Raw genomic sequence first — 16,443 nt, 5'->3', positions numbered from 1 at the left:
TAGCGTGTCTTCAGCTTCGAGGTGTCTGGTCATCTTGAAGGGTTCTTTGAACCGAAGCCCGGGTACCCAATCCCGAGAAACAAAATCCTCCCGGAAACCCTTTGCCTTTAAGGGTTTGGCCGCTGCGGCGGTTGGCAATGTCAGGTCGATTCGCACTCTAATATTCGACCTAAGAACCGGGGTTTCCCGGTTCGAGAGTGCATGCTCATCCCAGCCCTAATTAAGGGCGCCACCCTGCGGGAAATAATCCCCGCAGGGGTTATTTCCTGCGTTAGAAACAGGAGGTAACGATTTCTCGGAGCGGGCTATTTCAATCAGGCCCTTCTCTAATCAAATCGAAGACATGAGCGAAAGCTCTGTCTGTCATTGTCCAACTATCTTGCTTCTGAGGTAGCAGCGGACTCGTTGTGCGACCAACGATAGCCTAGGAAAACATGCGACATCGGCAACGGTGAGGTGTGAAGCTTTTCCGACAACGTAGCCCCTTACGGGTCTGAATATACCGCGAGGTATTTGCAGAGATGCTCGGAGCAGTACCGGGTTGAGGCGCCAGGCTGGTTGGCATGGGTAACAGATGTGAATCGTCGATAAACGTCGTAATTATAAACAAGCCAAAACTGCTGTCAGGCTTGAGCCAAAAGGCAAGTGGTCGGATGCCTCTGTATAGGCTGGAGGCACGTCGTCATAAGGATCACCGGCGAAAAGACGGACCCTAAACCAATCGTGTGACAGGCAGGGAACGTGGTAAGCCCGTATAGCTGCCTTCGGGCAGGTGAACCGCAAGGGGAGCTGTTGGCTATGCGGGTATGGGATCGCAGAGAAAGCGAACGCCGAGCTGTAATGGTTCGGATAGAGGTTGGAACATAACCTCACGGGAAACCGGGCAGACTTCTGCGTGGTCTTTCGTCGCATGAACTCTGATTGAACCTGTCTCAATAATCCTAGAAACCGGCGGTTGCGGTTTCCTACTGATCCAGCCCTGGCGGGAGCGTCCATTCCCGTCAGGGAATGCGTACGTCTTCAGCTCAGGCATTTTTGAGAGGAAGGCAGCATGAAAGTACATAGCCACACGGCCGTGTCTGCGCCTTCCGGCGCTCCGCAGCATTGGCACGACATCGACTGGTGTCGTGTTCAGCGGAATGTCCGGGCGATGCAGATACGGATTGCGAAGGCTTGTCGGGAAGGTAATTGGCGCAGGGTGAAAGCCCTGCAACGGATGCTGACCCGCTCTCGTTCGGCCAGATACTTGGCCACACGGCGAGTCACTGAAAACCAGGGTAAGCGCACGGCGGGAGTCGACCGCGTGCTCTGGGATACACCCGATGCAAAATGGAAAGCGGCCAATGGGTTGAAGCGTCACGGATATAAGCCACGGCCTCTAAGACGTGTCTTCATTCCGAAGTCGAATGGGACGGAACGTCCACTGGGCATCCCAACCATGACCGACAGGGCCATGCAGACGTTACATCTGCTGGCCTTGGAGCCCATCGCAGAAACCACCGGCGATCCGAACAGCTACGGCTTTCGGATCGAGCGTTCCACGGCGGATGCGATGGGTCAGCTATTCGTCTGTTTATCCAAGAGGGTTTCGGCCCAATGGGTATTGGAGGCGGATATCAAAGGCTGCTTCGATCACATCAACCATGACTGGCTGATCGCCCACGTCCCCACGGACAAGGAGATCCTCCGGAAATGGTTGAAGGCTGGTGTGATTCATAAAGGCCAGCTACAGGCAACGGATGCCGGTACGCCACAGGGCGGGATTATCTCGCCCACCTTGGCAAATTTGGTGCTGGACGGACTGGAGTCACAGCTCAAGCAACACCTGGGCGTGACACGGGCCAAGAAGCTGAAAATCAATGTGGTGCGATACGCGGATGACTTTGTGATTACCGGTAGCTCTAAAGAGATGCTCGAAAACGAGATCAGACCTTGGGTTGAGCAGTTTCTCGCAGTGCGAGGGCTGCAGCTGTCACTCGAGAAAACCCGCGTGGTTCACATTGATGAGGGCTTCGATTTCTTGGGATGGAATTTCCGTAAGTACGATGGAAAGCTCCTGATCAAGCCGAGCAAGAAGAACTCGAAAGCGTTCTATCGCAAGGTGAAGGAGGTCATCAACACCAACAAAACGATGAAGCAAGAGGATCTAATCCGACGGCTTAATCCGATACTCAAAGGCTGGGCGTTGTATCACCAGCCAGTGGTTGCCAAGAAAGCGTATAGCCGAATGGATAATCTGGTTTTCCATGCCTTGTGGCATTGGGCAAAACGGCGACATCCCAACAAGTCGCTTTCATGGATCAGGGGAAGATATTTCCTGACTCATGAAGGCCGAAATTGGGTATTCGCTACCACGGTCTTGAAGACAAACGGGGTGAAAACGGTAGTATCGTTGTACTCGCTCGCGAGTACTCCGATTGAGCGGCATCGAAAGGTGAGCGGGGGATACAACCCCTTTGATCCTTCCATGGAGGTAGTGGGCGAGAAACTGCGGATGGAACGGATGCTCAAAAACTGAAGTACCGGAAGCAAATCGTGCGGCTCTTCCAAGGCCAAAAAGGCCTGTGTCTGCAGTGTAAGCAGCCAATCACCAAGGATAGCGGATGGCATGACCATCATATTATCCACCGCTCCCAAGGCGGTGGAGACACCTTGGATAACCGAGTACTATTGCACCCAGTTTGTCATCAACAGCTACACAGCCGTGGATTGACAGTGAACAAGCCGGCCCCGCAAGGGGCTTTCTAAAGACTTGAGCCGTATGCGTTGAAAGGCGCACGTACGGTTCTTAGGGGGAGGCAGACCAGTAATGGTCCGCCTCTACCCGACTTGCCTGCCTTGCCATGGACACCATGACCGAGAACGACTATCTGATCGCCTGGGGCCTCTATGCCTTCGCCGCCCTGGGCTGCCTGCTGGTATGGATGCGCATGACCCGCTGGATCTGGCGCTGGTTGCGCGAGCCCCTGCGCCTGTTGATGGCGGTGTTGCTGTTCAGCCCCACTATCGTCGACCCCGTGAAGGAACAGGTTGCTCCGGCCCTGGCCATCGTTGCCCTGGACGTGCTGTTCAAGGTCGGCAACAACGCCTGGCGTGCGGTATCCGATCTGTTCATGTACGGCATGATCGTCTTTGGTCTTTATTTGATCTTCGTGCTGATCCGCTTCCCCATCGAGCGTGCAGCCAGCGCTCGCAAGGAAAAAGCCGCTGCCGCCAAAGCCGCCGCCGCTGCCGATGAACTACAGGATGAGCAGCCGTTCGGCGTGGCGGGTGATGACCGTTACGGTCGCCCGCCAGTACCGAGCAACCCTCAGCGTTCGCGCATCGAACCGCGGCTGTAGCCAGGCTTGTCCCATTGAAGCGAGGGTCCGAGCATGTGTGAGTTACTGGGCATGAGCGCCAACGTGCCGACCGATATCGTGTTCAGCTTCACCGGGCTGATGCAGCGTGGCGGCAAGACCGGACCGCACCGGGACGGCTGGGGCATTGCCTTCTATGAAGGTCGTGGCCTGCGCCTGTTCCAGGACCCGGCCGCCAGCAGCGAGTCGGAAGTGGCGAACCTGGTGCAGCGCTATCCCATCAAGAGCGAAGTGGTGATCGGGCACATTCGCCAGGCCAATGTCGGCAAGGTCTGCCTGTCCAACACCCACCCGTTCGTACGTGAGTTGTGGGGCCGCAACTGGTGCTTCGCTCACAATGGCCAACTCGCCGATTTCCAGCCGGGCGCAAGCTTCTATCGTCCGGTGGGCGATACCGACAGCGAGGCGGCGTTCTGCGATTTGCTCAATCGCGTGCGCCAGGCGTTCCCGGAACCGGTGGAGGTGGAGCAACTGTTGCCGTCGTTGATCCAGGCCTGCACCGAATACCGCAGCAAGGGCGTGTTCAATTGCATGCTCAGCGATGGTGACTGGCTGTTCTGCTTTTGCTCGACCAAACTGGTCCAGATCACCCGTCGCGCGCCGTTCGGCCCGGCGCGGCTCAAGGATGTGGACGTGATCGTGGATTTCCACGCCGAAACCACGCCCAATGACGTGGTCACGGTAATTGCCACCGAACCCTTGACTGAAAACGAAACCTGGACCCGCTACGAACCGGGCCAATGGAGCCTGTGGCGGCGCGGCGAATGCGTCAGCCATGGCCAGACCGAATAAGGACTTCACGATTATGTTGCTCAGTTATCTACGGCTGGTGTTGTTCGCGGTAGGCCTGTTGGTGGGGGTGCAGGTGCCCGGTTTCATAAGCGATTACGCCAAGCGGGTCGAGGCGCACCTGATCGAAGCGCAGACAGGACTAAAAGGCTTCCAGGGCACCGCCAACCAGTTTTTCAAGGGCGACATGCAAGCGCTGGTGGTTCACTACCGTGCCAGCGAAGACCCGATCTTTCGCAGTGATGCTGACAGCCTGAACACCTTGCTCGTCCGTCAGCAGGCGTTGGACAAGCAATTCCAGGCAATGCAGGGGCCGTGGTACATCCGTTTGCTGCAAGTGGCACTGGCCGCTGACCCGGAAATTCGCAAGGAAACCTGGAACGGCTACAGCTACCAGATTCTCCTGACCCCCGAAGCGATGATCTGGGGCCTCAGTGGTGCCATGTTGCTGTCGTTTGGCCTGGAGTGCCTGTTCCGCCTGATCGACTGGGTGGTGCTGGGCGGCAGGCGTCTGCGCCAGAGCCGGCCGATTGAAGAGCGCGATTTGCGCGGGCTGTAACATCGCTCGGAGGCTGAAAGCATCGCGAGCAGGCTCGCTCCCACATTGGACTCGAGACCCTGTGGGAGCGAGCCTTCTCGCGATGAGGCCCTAAAGGGGGGAAAAAATCTTACTTGGAAAGAAACCGCATCCCTTCTTCCAGCCCTCGCAAGGTCAGCGGGAACATGCGGTCCTCCACCAGTTCGCGCACGATGTTGGTCGACGCGGTGTAGCCCCAGGTGTCCTTCGGGTATGGATTGATCCAGATGAGTTTCTTGTACTTCTCCATGAAGCGCTGCATCCAGACATACCCCGGTTCTTCGTTCCAGTGCTCGACGCTGCCGCCGGCCTGGGTGATTTCATACGGGGCCATGGCGGCGTCGCCGATGAAGATCACTTTGTAATCGGCGCCATACTTGTGCAGCAAGTCTTGGGTCGAGGTGCGTTCGGAAGTGCGGCGCAGGTTGTTTTTCCACACTGATTCATAGACGAAGTTGTGGAAGTAGAAATACTCCAGGTGCTTGAACTCGGTCTTGCAGGCCGAGAACAGTTCTTCGCAGATTTTTACGTGGGCATCCATCGAGCCGCCGATGTCGAACAGCAACAGCAACTTGACGGTGTTGCGTCGCTCCGGGCGCATCTGGATATTCAGAAGGCCGGCGTCCCGGGCGGTGTGGTCGATAGTGCCATCGATGTCCAGTTCTTCGGCGGCCCCCTGGCGGGCAAACTTGCGCAGGCGGCGCAGGGCGACCTTGATATTACGGGTGCCCAGTTCCACCTGGTCGTCCAGATTCTTGTACTCGCGCTGGTCCCAGACCTTTACGGCTTTGCCCTGGCGCTTGCCGGCGTCACCAACGCGGATGCCTTCGGGGTTGAAACCGCCGGAGCCGAACGGGCTGGTGCCGCCGGTGCCGATCCATTTGTTGCCGCCGGCATGGCGTTCCTTCTGTTCTTCCAGGCGTTTCTTGAATTCCTCGATCAGCTTGTCCAGGCCGCCCAGGGACTGGATCTGCGCCCGCTCTTCGTCGGTCAGCGAGCGCTCGAACTCCTTGCGCAGCCAGTCTTCGGGAATCAGCGCCTGGAGATGATCATCGAGTTTCTCCAGGCCATTGAAGTAGGCGGCAAAGGCCCGGTCGAACTTATCGAAATGCCGTTCATCCTTCACCAGGATCGCCCGGGACAGGTAATAGAACTCGTCCATGTCGGCGAAGATCACCCGCTGTTTCAGGGCGTTGATCAGGTCCAGCAGTTCACGCACCGACACCGGCACCTTGGCGGCGCGCATTTCATTGAACAGGTTAAGCAGCATGGCAATCGCCCTCGCTCTTGTTGAAACGAAGAGGGTTCAGCGGGTGCCACGGCGGCTCATGAACGCCAGGCGCTCGAGCAGTTGCACGTCCTGTTCGTTCTTGACCAGGGCACCGGCCAGAGGCGGAATGGCCTTGGTTGGGTCGCGCTCGCGCAGCACCGCTTCGCCAATGTTGTCGGCCATCAGCAGCTTGAGCCAGTCCACCAGTTCGGAGGTGGAAGGTTTTTTCTTCAGGCCCGGCACCTTGCGCACGTCGAAGAACACGTCCAGCGCTTCGCTGACCAGGTCTTTCTTGATATCCGGGTAATGCACGTCGACGATTTTCTGCAGGGTGACGCGGTCGGGGAAGGCGATGTAGTGGAAGAAGCAGCGGCGCAGGAAGGCGTCCGGCAGTTCCTTTTCGTTGTTGGAGGTAATGATGATGATCGGCCGCTGTTTGGCCTTGATGGTTTCATCGGTCTCGTAGACGTAGAACTCCATCTTGTCGAGTTCTTGCAGCAGGTCGTTGGGGAATTCAATGTCGGCCTTGTCGATCTCGTCGATCAGCAGAATCACCCGCTCTTCGGACTCGAACGCTTCCCAGAGCTTGCCTTTTTTCAGGTAGTTGCGCACGTCGTGCACCTTGTCCACGCCCAACTGCGAGTCCCGCAGGCGGCTGACCGCATCGTACTCGTAGAGGCCTTGATGGGCCTTGGTGGTGGACTTGATGTGCCAGGTGATCAGGCGCGCGCCGAAGGATTCAGCCAGTTGTTCGGCCAGCATGGTCTTGCCGGTGCCCGGTTCGCCCTTGACCAGCAAGGGACGTTCCAGGGTGATGGCGGCGTTGACGGCCAGCTTCAGGTCATCGGTGGCCACGTAGGCGCTGGTGCCTTCGAACTTCATCTGTAATTTCCTCGAACGTGACGCCGGCCTGACGAGGCGGGGCGCGCGAAATAAATGTCGTGCCCGACTATAACGCGGTGCCCCGCCGACTGTGAACGCAGACGCTGTATTCAGTCTCTGAATGGAGCGTCACATGTTGACTCAGTCGGCCGACGGCGGCGGCTGCTCATACCGGGCATTGAAGGCCTGGACGAAACCGTTGCGCAGGATCTGGAGGAAGGCTTCGAAGGCGCTGATGTCCTGCTGATGGACATTGCCGCTGAGCTCCACCCGGGTGGCAAACTGGTTCTTGCGCTGGTTTTTCAGGGCCGTTTCTCCCGCGCCCACCAAGGCCTCCCAGACCGAACGGAAGATGTTCTTTTTTTCGTTTTCCACATCCTGCTGCCAGTCGAACACGTCAACGTCGCGCAATAGCGGTTTGATGTAGCCGCTGAGCTGGGCGTTCTCGGCTTCTGCCTCCACCACCAGATCGCCATGGCCGGCATTGAAATCGAATTTGCCATAGGCCGCGGCGAAATCGTTGAGGCGCTTGAGTTCGATGTCCCTGGCGCGCAAGCGGAAGTCGAAATCCTCGAAGTCGCTCAACGGGTCGAAGGTCGCCTGCACCTCCAGCGGCGCATGTTCGGCCACCAGGGCCTTGCCCTCGAAACGAGCGTCGCGCTTGCCTTCGGTGTCGACCACGTTGGTCAGGTTATAGAAGCTGGCATTGACGTCGGTAGCCCGCAGGTTAACGGGCGGCTTGGAGTTGAAGTTGCGAAATGTCACCTTGCCGTCCCGGATTCGCACTTCGTTGAAGGTAATGGGCAGCAGCTTGCTCAGTTGCTCGCGCCAGTTGGTGCCCCGACCGGTCTGGGAGTTCTGCCGGTCGGCTCCGCCGTCGACGAAATTCACTTCGGGACGGACGAACTCCGCCTCGGCCACCACCGCATGGTCGTACCACAGCGAATGCCAGCTGACCGACAGGTCGATCAGTGGCGCCTCGACAAATGGCACAGGAACCTTGCCGTCGACCTTGACGATCTCCAGGCCGTTGATCCGGTAGGCCCCGCGCCAGAGCGCCAGGTCCACATCGGTCACTTGGCCGCGGTAGTCACCCATGTCGGCCAGTTTGTCGTTCAGGTAGTCGCGGACCAGGAACGGCAAGGTGAAATGCAGGGCCACCAGCACCGCAACGATGGCGGCGAAAGTCCACAGTGGCCAGCTGTATCGACGCTTCATTTCAGTCAGTCTCCCGCGTTGTTAAAACATTGACTGTTGTAACAACTGGAACGTTCGGTGCAACTGGACGCCCATGGGCAACAGGCATACCTTTAAGCGCTAAATCCCCGCTGCATTAAGGACCCAGTCATGAGCCGCATATTCGCTGACAACGCCCATTCCATCGGCAATACGCCACTGGTGCAGATCAATCGCATTGCCCCGCGTGGCGTGACCATCCTGGCCAAGATCGAAGGGCGCAACCCAGGTTACTCGGTCAAGTGCCGGATCGGCGCCAGCATGATCTGGGACGCCGAAAGCTCGGGCAAGCTCAAGTCCGGCATGACCATCGTCGAGCCGACTTCCGGCAACACCGGGATCGGTCTGGCGTTCGTGGCCGCCGCCCGCGGCTATAAGCTGATGTTGACCATGCCGGCCTCCATGAGCATCGAGCGGCGCAAGGTACTCAAGGCCTTGGGCGCGGAGCTGGTGCTCACCGATCCGGCCAAGGGCATGAAGGGTGCCATCGAGAAAGCGGCCGAAATCCTCGCCAGCGACCCTGCCAAATACTTCATGCCGCAGCAGTTCGATAACCCGGCCAACCCGGCCATTCATGAAAAAACCACCGGCCCGGAAATCTGGAACGACACCGACGGCGCTGTGGATGTGCTGGTGGCGGGCGTCGGCACCGGCGGGACCATTACCGGGGTTTCGCGATACATCAAGAACACCTGCGGCAAACCGATTCTGTCGGTGGCGGTGGAGCCTGTGGTTTCGCCGGTGATCACCCAGGCGATGGCGGGGGACGAGATCAAGCCCAGCCCCCACAAGATCCAGGGGATCGGTGCCGGGTTCGTGCCGAAAAACCTCGATCTGTCGATCGTCGATCAGGTCGAGCGGGTTACGGATGAGGAGTCCAAGACCATGGCCCTGCGCCTGATGCAGGAGGAGGGAATCCTGTGCGGCATTTCCTGTGGCGCGGCGATGGCTGTAGCCGTGCGCCTGGCGGAAAAGCCGGAAATGCAAGGCAAGACCATTGTCGTGATCCTGCCGGATTCGGGTGAGCGCTACCTGTCGAGCATGTTGTTCAGTGATCTGTTCACTGAGCAGGAGACTCAGCAGTAAATCGTGCCCCCCAGCGACTGGTGAGCGAAGGTTATTGTGGCGAGGGGATTTATCCCCGTTGGACTGCGCAGCAGTCCCCAGAACAGCTCAGTCACCTCGAGGTGTCAGTTATGGGGTCGCTTCGCAACCCAGCGGGGATAAATCCCCTCGCCACAAGGGTGGGGGGATGTTCAGTTGCGCTGGTCTGGGAGCGGCTCCTTGGTCGCGCTCGCCGCTGGTTTCAATACCAGCCACAGCGCCGCCGCAATCAGCACCCCGCCATACAGGTGCGCCATCCCCAACGGCTCATCCAGCAGCAACGCCCCCCATAACACGCCGAACGGCGGGATCAGGAAGGTCACGGTCATGGATTTGACCGGGCCAATGGAACTGAGCAGGCGGAAATAAAGAATGTACGCCAGCGCTGTACACACCAGGCCCAACCCCAGCAGCGACAGCCAGACGCTCCAGCCACCCCAGCTGGCCGGAGGGTGACTGATGACGCTGTAGCCAAACAATGGCAACAGCAACACCGTGGCGCCGAACATGCTGCCCAGGGCCGCGAGACGGCTGTCCAGCCCGCCTTGATGATCAAGCCAGCGGCGGGCAAGGAACCCGGCGAAACCGTAGCAGGTGGTGGCGAGCAGACAGGAGAGGGCGCCCATCAGCAATTGCAGATCGAAGGCCACCGGCCCCGCGCCGGTCAGGATGCCGACGCCGAACAATCCCAGGAACACACCGCTGACCTTGGTCATGGTGAGTTTTTCGCTGAAGAACAGCGCGCCGATCAACACCCCCATCAAGGGTGTGGTGGCGTTGAAGATTGCCGAGTAACCGGCCGGCAGCACCTGGGCCGCCAGCGAATAAAACGTCGCCGGAATGCCCGAGTTGATCAGGCCCAGCACCATCACGATTTTCAGCTTGCCGCGAAAATTCCAGTCGATACGCATCAACGCCAGGATCACCAGCAAGCCGACAAAAGCGATGGACACGCGAAAAAATGCAGTGGGGATTGTGCCAATGACAGGGGCGATAATGCGCATGAACAGGAAACTGGCTCCCCAGATGGCGGCCAATGACAGCAAACGCAGGATATCAACGGGGTTCACAGCGCATTCCTTCCTTGATCGGGTCGCAAGTGTCGCCTCGCTCAAGACCGATGGCAATGGTTGCGTTGCCGCGCGATTGGCCTCTAAGCTCAGTCGCCAATAACAAGCATGACCCGCCGAGGTTTACCCTATGCCGCAGCCATGGCCCGCCGCCGATATCGCCCGTTCGATCCTCGAAGGCTTTGACGATTACCGTGAGCATTTCCGGCAGATCACCGATGGCGCCCGCGCCCGGTTCGAGCAGGCCCGTTGGCAGGAGGCACAAGAGGCGTCTGCGGCGCGGATCAACTTGTATGAAGAAAAGGTCTTCGAAACCGTCGCCCGCTTGCGCAAGGCTTTCGCAGCCGAGGCGCTGATGGACGTCAGTTGCTGGCCGCTGGTCAAAAGCGCCTACATCAGCCTGATCGACCTGCGTTTCGACGATGAGCTGTCCGAGACCTGGTACAACTCGATCTTCTGCGGGCTGTTCAGCCATGACCTGATCAGCGACGGCACCATGTTCATCCATACCACCCGGCCCAGCCTGCGCCGCGCCCGAGCCGCCCAGACCCGTACCTACAAACCTGAGGGCCAGCTGGACCGGATGCTGGCGGCGATTTTCGCCGATTACCGTTTCAGCGAGGATTACGCCGACTTGCCGGGCGATTTGCAGCGCCTTGAAGCCCAATTGCGGGAGAACCTGCCCGACTGGGTCTGCAAGGACCCGCAACTGACGGTGGAATTGTTTTCGTCGGTGCTCTATCGCAACAAGGGCGCCTACCTGGTGGGCCGGATCTATACGCAGGACGACCAATGGCCGTTGGTGATCCCGCTGCTGCACCGCGAAGGCCGGGGCATCCAGATCGATGCGCTGATTACCGACGAGGCGCAGGTGTCGATCATTTTCTCGTTCACCCGTTCTTACTTCATGGTGGACGTGCCGGTCCCGGCGGAATTCATCGGCTTTCTCAAGCGCATCCTGCCGGGCAAGCACATCGCCGAGCTGTACACCTCCATCGGTTTCTACAAACACGGCAAATCCGAGTTCTACCGGGCGCTGATCAACCATCTGGCGAATACCGACGACCAGTTCATCATGGCCCCTGGTGTACGTGGCATGGTCATGAGCGTATTCACCCTGCCGGGCTTCAACACCGTATTCAAGATCATCAAGGATCGTTTCTCGCCGTCGAAGAACGTCGACCGCGCGACCGTGATCGAAAAGTACCGGCTGGTGAAAAGCGTCGACCGGGTCGGGCGCATGGCCGATACCCAGGAATTCGCCGATTTCCGCTTTCCCCTGAGCAAGTTCGAACCGGCATGCCTGGAGGAACTGCTGGACGTGGCGCCGTCCACGGTGTCGGTGGAAGGCGACACGGTATTGATTCGTCACTGCTGGACCGAACGGCGCATGACGCCACTGAACCTCTACCTGGAAAACGCCAACCAGGACCAGGTGCGCGAGGCGCTGGAAGACTACGGCCTGGCGATCAAACAACTGGCGGCGGCCAACATCTTCCCTGGCGACATGCTGCTCAAGAACTTCGGCGTGACCCGCCACGGCCGCGTGGTGTTCTACGACTACGACGAAATCTGCTTTCTCACCGAAGCCAACTTCCGTCACATTCCCCAGCCGCGGACCCCGGAAGACGAAATGGCCTCCGAGCCGTGGTATTCCATCGGGCCGCTGGACGTTTTTCCCGAAGAGTTCCCACCTTTCCTGTTCGCCGACGCGGGGCAACGCAAACTGTTCGATCAACTGCACGGCGAGTTGTACAACGCCGATTACTGGAAGGGCCTGCAAGAGGCGATTCGGGCGGGCAAGGTGATCGACGTGTTCCCCTATCGGCGTAAAGACCTGGACAGCGAATAACCCCGAAATCTGCGCAAAACCTCTGTGGGAGCGAGCCTGCTCGCGATAGCGATGGATCAGCCAGCATTAATGTCGACTGACACACCGCTATCGCGAGCAGGCTCGCTCCCACAAGGGAACAGCGGGCAGGCTGCCATGGGTCGGCGCAGCCTGCGCAAATCTGCGACAATCGGCCCCCTGCACAAACCGACGACCCTTGCGTACCTGATGACTGACCAAGCCCCCGCTATCGACAAACTGCTGAAAAACCTCGACCACGCCATGCTCGCCGACCGTCACCGGTTGCGGCGTCAGTTGCTCGAGCTGCGCAAGAAACCCGACGAGGCCAAGCTGGCCCAGTGGGTGACGCGCATGCAGGCGTCGTGTGATCAGGTGTTGGCGCGCAAGGCCAGCCTGCCGGTCATTCGTTACGACGACAGCTTGCCGATCGCCGCCAAGCGCGACGAAATCAAGGACGCGCTGCTCAAGCACCAGGTGCTGATCATCGCTGGCGAAACCGGCTCGGGCAAAACCACGCAACTGCCGAAAATCTGCCTGGAAATCGGTCGCGGCCAGCACGGTTTGATCGGCCATACCCAGCCGCGCCGGATCGCCGCGCGCAGCGTCGCCAGCCGGGTCGCCGAGGAGCTGGCCACGCCGCTGGGGGCGCTGGTGGGTTACCAGGTGCGGTTCGAAGACCAGAGCGACGCCAACACTCTGATCAAGTTGATGACCGACGGCATCCTGCTGGCCGAAACCCAGAACGACCGTTACCTGGAACGCTACGACACGATCATCGTCGACGAAGCCCACGAGCGCAGCCTGAACATCGATTTTTTGCTCGGCTACCTCAAGACCCTGCTGCCGCGTCGCCCGGACCTCAAAGTCATCATCACCTCGGCGACCATCGACCTGGAGCGTTTTTCCAAGCACTTCGATGACGCGCCGATCGTGGAAGTCTCGGGTCGCACCTTCCCGGTGGACACCTGGTATCGCCCGTTGACCCTGGAGCAGGACGAGGAAGGCAACCGGGTCGAGGACGACTTGACCGTCGACCAGGCGATCCTCGCCACCCTCGATGAAATCGCCGCCTATGAGCGTAGCGAACGCCGCAGCCCCGGTGACGTGCTGGTGTTCCTGCCGGGCGAGCGGGAGATTCGCGACGCGGCGGAAATGCTGCGCAAGGCCCAGCTCAAACACACCGAAATCCTGCCGTTGTATGCGCGGCTGTCGCCAGCCGAACAGCAGCGGATCTTCCAGTCCCACCCTGGCCGTCGCGTGGTGCTGGCGACCAACGTCGCTGAAACGTCGCTGACCGTGCCGGGCATCCGCTACGTGATCGACAGCGGCACCGCGCGCATCAGTCGCTACAGCTATCGCGCCAAGGTCCAGCGCCTGCCCATCGAAGCCATTTCCCAGGCCAGCGCCAATCAGCGCAAGGGCCGCTGCGGGCGGGTCGAGCCGGGGATCTGCGTGCGGTTGTACAGCGAGGAGGATTTCCTCGGCCGGCCGGAATTCACCGACCCCGAGATCCTGCGCACCAACCTGGCGGCGGTCATCCTGCAGATGTTGCACCTGCGCCTGGGGGAGATTACCGATTTCCCGTTCATCGAACCGCCGGACGGCAAGGCCATCAGCGACGGCTTCAACCTGCTGCAAGAACTGTCGGCGGTGGACCGCAACAGTCAGTTGACCCCGCTGGGCCGCCAGTTGGCGCGCTTGCCGGTGGACCCGCGCATGGGCCGTATGCTGCTGGAGGCGGCGAAACTGGGCAGCTTGCAGGAAGTGCTGATCGTCGCCAGCGCCATGTCGATCCAGGACCCGCGCGAGCGTCCACCGGAGCGTCAGCAGGCGGCTGACCAGGCCCACGCCCAGTGGAAAGACCCCGACTCGGACTTCGCCGGGCTGGTCAATCTGTGGCGCGGTTTCGAAGAGCAGCGCCAGGCCCTGACCGCCAGCCCGCTGCGCAACTGGTGCCGCAAGAATTTCCTCAACTACCTGCGCCTGCGCGAGTGGCGCGATTCCCATCGCCAGTTGAGCCTGATCTGCCGCGACATGCAGTTGAGCCTCAATAAAGAGCCGGCCGATTTCCCGAAGCTGCACAAGGCGGTGCTTTCCGGCCTGCTGAGCCAGATCGGCCAGAAAACCGAAGACGGCGACTACCTCGGTGCCCGTCAACGACGGTTCTGGGTTCACCCCTCGTCAGGCTTGGGCAAGAAGCGTCCGCAATGGCTGATGACCGCCGAACTGGTGGAAACCACCAAGCTCTACGCGCGCATGGTGGCCAAGATCGAACCGGACTGGATCGAACCGCTGGCCGGGCACCTGATCAAGAAAAACCACTTCGAACCCCATTGGGAGAAAAAGCGCGGGCAGGTGGTGGCGTATGAGCAGATCACCCTGTTCGGGCTGATCGTGGTCGGTCGCCGGCCGGTGCATTACGGGCCGGTGGACCCGGTGGTGTCGCGGGAACTGTTCATCCGCGAGGCGCTGGTGCGCGGCGAGATCCAGTCCCGGGCCAAGTGCCTGAGTGCCAATACCCAACTGCTGGAGCAACTCGACGAACTGGAAGCCAAGGCCCGCCGTCGCGACATCCTGGCGGACGAGGAAACCCTGTTCGCCTTCTACGATGCGCGCTTGCCGGCCGAGATCCACCAGACCGCGACCTTCGACAGCTGGTACCGGATCAACAGCCAGAAAGACCCGCAACTGCTGATCATGCGCGAAGAAGACGTGCTGGCCCGCGAGGCCAGTGAAGTCACTGCCGCGTACTACCCCGACACGTTGCGCGTCGGTGAGCTGACCTTGCCGCTGAGCTACCATTTTGAACCCAACCATCCCCGCGACGGCGTGACCTTGCGCGTGCCGGCACCGCTGCTGCCCATGTTGCCGCCGGAGCGTCTGGAATGGCTGGTGCCCGGGATGATCGAAGCCAAGTGCATCGCCCTGGTGCGCAACCTGCCCAAGGCCCTGCGCAAAAACTTCGTGCCCGTGCCGGATTTCGTCAAGGCCGCGCTGCAACGCATCACCTTTGCTGAGGGTTCGTTGCCGCAATCCCTGGGCCGCGAACTGCTGCGCATGACCGGCGCGCGGGTCAGCGACGAAGCCTGGGCGGAAGCTGCGCAGCAGGTGGAAAGCCATCTGCGCATGAATCTGGAAATCGTCGACGGCCAGGGCAAGTTTCTCGGCGAAGGCCGTGACCTGGCCGAGTTGACGGCGCGCTTTGCCGAAGCCAGCCAGGCCGCCTTGGCCGTGCCGCAGACGGCGAAAAGCCAGGCGCCGGTGGAAGCGAAAATCTTCGCCCCGGTGGCCGAGAAAACCCAACAGAAGATCGCCGGGCTGTCGATGACGGTGTACCCGGCGCTGGTGGAAGAGGGCGGTGTGGTCAAGGAAGGCCGCTTCCCGACCCCGGCTGAAGCCGAGTTCCAGCACCGTCGCGCCTTGCAGCGGTTGCTGATGCAGCAATTGGCAGAATCGGCCAAGTTCCTGCGCGGCAAACTGCCCGGGTTGACGGAGCTGGGTCTGCTGTACCGCGAACTGGGACGCATCGACAGCCTGGTGGAAGACATCCTGCTGGTCAGTCTCGACAGCTGCGTGCTGGAAGGCGAGGCGAGCCTGCCCCGTGATGGCGCCGCACTAGCATCCCTGGCCGAGCGCAAACGCGGCGGCTGGACCGAACACGCCGAACGCCTGGCGAAGCTGACCCTGGAGATCCTCAAACTCTGGCACGGCCTGCAAAAACGCTTCAAGGGCAAGATCGACCTGGCCCAGGCCGTGGCGCTGAACGACATCAAGCAGCAACTCAGCCATCTGGTGTACCCGGGATTTGTGCGCGAAACCCCGCATCAGTGGCTCAAGGAGCTGCCACGCTACCTCAAGGCCATCGAGCAGCGCTTGGAGAAACTCGGCAGCCAGGTGCAGAAGGACCGGGTCTGGAGCGGTGAACTGTCGAACCTCTGGGCCCAGTACCAGACCCGCGCCAGCAAACACGCCCAGGAAGGCAAGCGCGACCCGCAACTGGAGCTGTACCGCTGGTGGCTGGAGGAATACCGGGTGTCGCTGTTTGCCCAGCAACTGGGCACCAAGGTGCCGATTTCGGATAAGCGCTTGAGCAAGCAGTGGGGGCAGGTGGAGCCCTGACCCCGGCGCAAGACCTGTGGGAGCGAGCCTGCTCGCGATAGCGGTGGGTCAGTCAACATTGATGCTGGCTGATCCAGCGCTATCGCGAGCAGGCTCGCTCCCACAGGGTTTGGTTTTGTAATTCACTGAGAATGGGCCAAACGCCAGCGTTTATGGCAAACTTCGCGCCTATAAATGCCGGTCCC

General features: G+C 60.1%; 10 protein-coding genes and 1 pseudogene. 7 read left to right on the top strand and 4 right to left on the bottom strand.

Annotation, left to right across the window (positions count from 1 at the left end):
- Window positions 1-1,051: 1,051 nt before the first annotated feature.
- From ltrA to HQ912_RS20630, 4 genes and pseudogenes are all read left to right on the top strand, one after another.
- Window positions 1,052-2,748, top strand: a pseudogene (gene ltrA, locus HQ912_RS20645) (group II intron reverse transcriptase/maturase).
- Between the two features lie 95 nt (window positions 2,749-2,843).
- Window positions 2,844-3,341: a hypothetical protein gene (locus HQ912_RS20640; RefSeq protein WP_047227934.1), complete on the top strand. Its 498-nt coding sequence runs from the start codon at window positions 2,844-2,846 to the stop codon at window positions 3,339-3,341.
- 33 nt (window positions 3,342-3,374) lie between these two features.
- Entirely contained in the window at window positions 3,375-4,151 is a 777-nt protein-coding gene (locus HQ912_RS20635) for a class II glutamine amidotransferase (RefSeq protein WP_047227933.1), read from the top strand.
- A gap of 13 nt (window positions 4,152-4,164) precedes the next feature.
- Window positions 4,165-4,707, top strand: coding sequence for a DUF2937 family protein (locus HQ912_RS20630; protein ID WP_173407559.1), 543 nt, complete (start codon window positions 4,165-4,167; stop codon window positions 4,705-4,707).
- Window positions 4,708-4,816: 109 nt separating this feature from the next.
- Here the strand turns inward: HQ912_RS20630 and HQ912_RS20625 are convergent, their stop codons facing one another.
- The 3 genes from HQ912_RS20625 to HQ912_RS20615 all read right to left on the bottom strand — a co-directional run bounded on the left by HQ912_RS20625 (window position 4,817) and on the right by HQ912_RS20615 (window position 8,095).
- Window positions 4,817-5,995: a vWA domain-containing protein gene (locus tag HQ912_RS20625; protein ID WP_076385924.1), complete on the bottom strand. Its 1,179-nt coding sequence runs from the start codon at window positions 5,993-5,995 to the stop codon at window positions 4,817-4,819.
- Between the two features lie 36 nt (window positions 5,996-6,031).
- Window positions 6,032-6,877 carry an AAA family ATPase gene (locus tag HQ912_RS20620; protein ID WP_003184225.1) on the bottom strand — a complete coding sequence of 282 codons (846 nt, stop codon included), beginning with the start codon at window positions 6,875-6,877 and terminating at the stop codon, window positions 6,032-6,034.
- Between the two features lie 141 nt (window positions 6,878-7,018).
- Window positions 7,019-8,095: a DUF748 domain-containing protein gene (locus tag HQ912_RS20615; protein ID WP_047227930.1), complete on the bottom strand. Its 1,077-nt coding sequence runs from the start codon at window positions 8,093-8,095 to the stop codon at window positions 7,019-7,021.
- 129 nt (window positions 8,096-8,224) lie between these two features.
- Between HQ912_RS20615 and cysK the strand changes: the two genes are divergently transcribed.
- A complete protein-coding gene (gene cysK / locus HQ912_RS20610) occupies window positions 8,225-9,199 on the top strand; it encodes a cysteine synthase A (RefSeq protein ID WP_107322095.1) in 975 nt (324 codons plus the stop codon).
- Between the two features lie 170 nt (window positions 9,200-9,369).
- Here the strand turns inward: cysK and HQ912_RS20605 are convergent, their stop codons facing one another.
- On the bottom strand, window positions 9,370-10,287 hold the full coding sequence (locus tag HQ912_RS20605) for a DMT family transporter (RefSeq protein ID WP_076385920.1): 918 nt from the start codon (window positions 10,285-10,287) through the stop codon (window positions 9,370-9,372).
- A gap of 130 nt (window positions 10,288-10,417) precedes the next feature.
- Here HQ912_RS20605 and aceK point away from each other — a divergent pair, with 130 nt between their 5' ends.
- Both aceK and hrpA read left to right on the top strand, forming a co-directional pair.
- The gene (gene aceK / locus HQ912_RS20600; protein WP_047227927.1) at window positions 10,418-12,139 is read left to right on the top strand and encodes a bifunctional isocitrate dehydrogenase kinase/phosphatase; all 1,722 of its coding nucleotides are present in this window, start codon (window positions 10,418-10,420) and stop codon (window positions 12,137-12,139) included.
- 207 nt (window positions 12,140-12,346) lie between these two features.
- A complete protein-coding gene (gene hrpA / locus HQ912_RS20595; protein ID WP_047228035.1) occupies window positions 12,347-16,258 on the top strand; it encodes an ATP-dependent RNA helicase HrpA in 3,912 nt (1,303 codons plus the stop codon).
- Window positions 16,259-16,443 lie beyond the last annotated feature (185 nt).

Source organism: Pseudomonas sp. MPDS, from assembly GCF_013283895.1.
Classification (GTDB): Bacteria; Pseudomonadota; Gammaproteobacteria; order Pseudomonadales; family Pseudomonadaceae; genus Aquipseudomonas; species Aquipseudomonas rhizophila.
This window is presented reverse-complemented; position numbering and strand designations above follow the sequence as displayed.

Bases quoted from the DNA above. Each gene is read 5' to 3' on its own strand.
- HQ912_RS20620 (WP_003184225.1), bottom strand. From the start codon at position 6,877: ATGAAGTTCGAAGGCACCAGCGCCTACGTGGCCACCGATGACCTGAAG.
- hrpA (WP_047228035.1), top strand. From the start codon at position 12,347: ATGACTGACCAAGCCCCCGCTATCGACAAACTGCTGAAAAACCTCGAC.
- HQ912_RS20635 (WP_047227933.1), top strand. From the start codon at position 3,375: ATGTGTGAGTTACTGGGCATGAGCGCCAACGTGCCGACCGATATCGTG.
- HQ912_RS20615 (WP_047227930.1), bottom strand. From the start codon at position 8,095: ATGAAGCGTCGATACAGCTGGCCACTGTGGACTTTCGCCGCCATCGTT.
- HQ912_RS20640 (WP_047227934.1), top strand. From the start codon at position 2,844: ATGGACACCATGACCGAGAACGACTATCTGATCGCCTGGGGCCTCTAT.
- aceK (WP_047227927.1), top strand. From the start codon at position 10,418: ATGCCGCAGCCATGGCCCGCCGCCGATATCGCCCGTTCGATCCTCGAA.
- HQ912_RS20630 (WP_173407559.1), top strand. From the start codon at position 4,165: ATGTTGCTCAGTTATCTACGGCTGGTGTTGTTCGCGGTAGGCCTGTTG.
- cysK (WP_107322095.1), top strand. From the start codon at position 8,225: ATGAGCCGCATATTCGCTGACAACGCCCATTCCATCGGCAATACGCCA.
- HQ912_RS20625 (WP_076385924.1), bottom strand. From the start codon at position 5,995: ATGCTGCTTAACCTGTTCAATGAAATGCGCGCCGCCAAGGTGCCGGTG.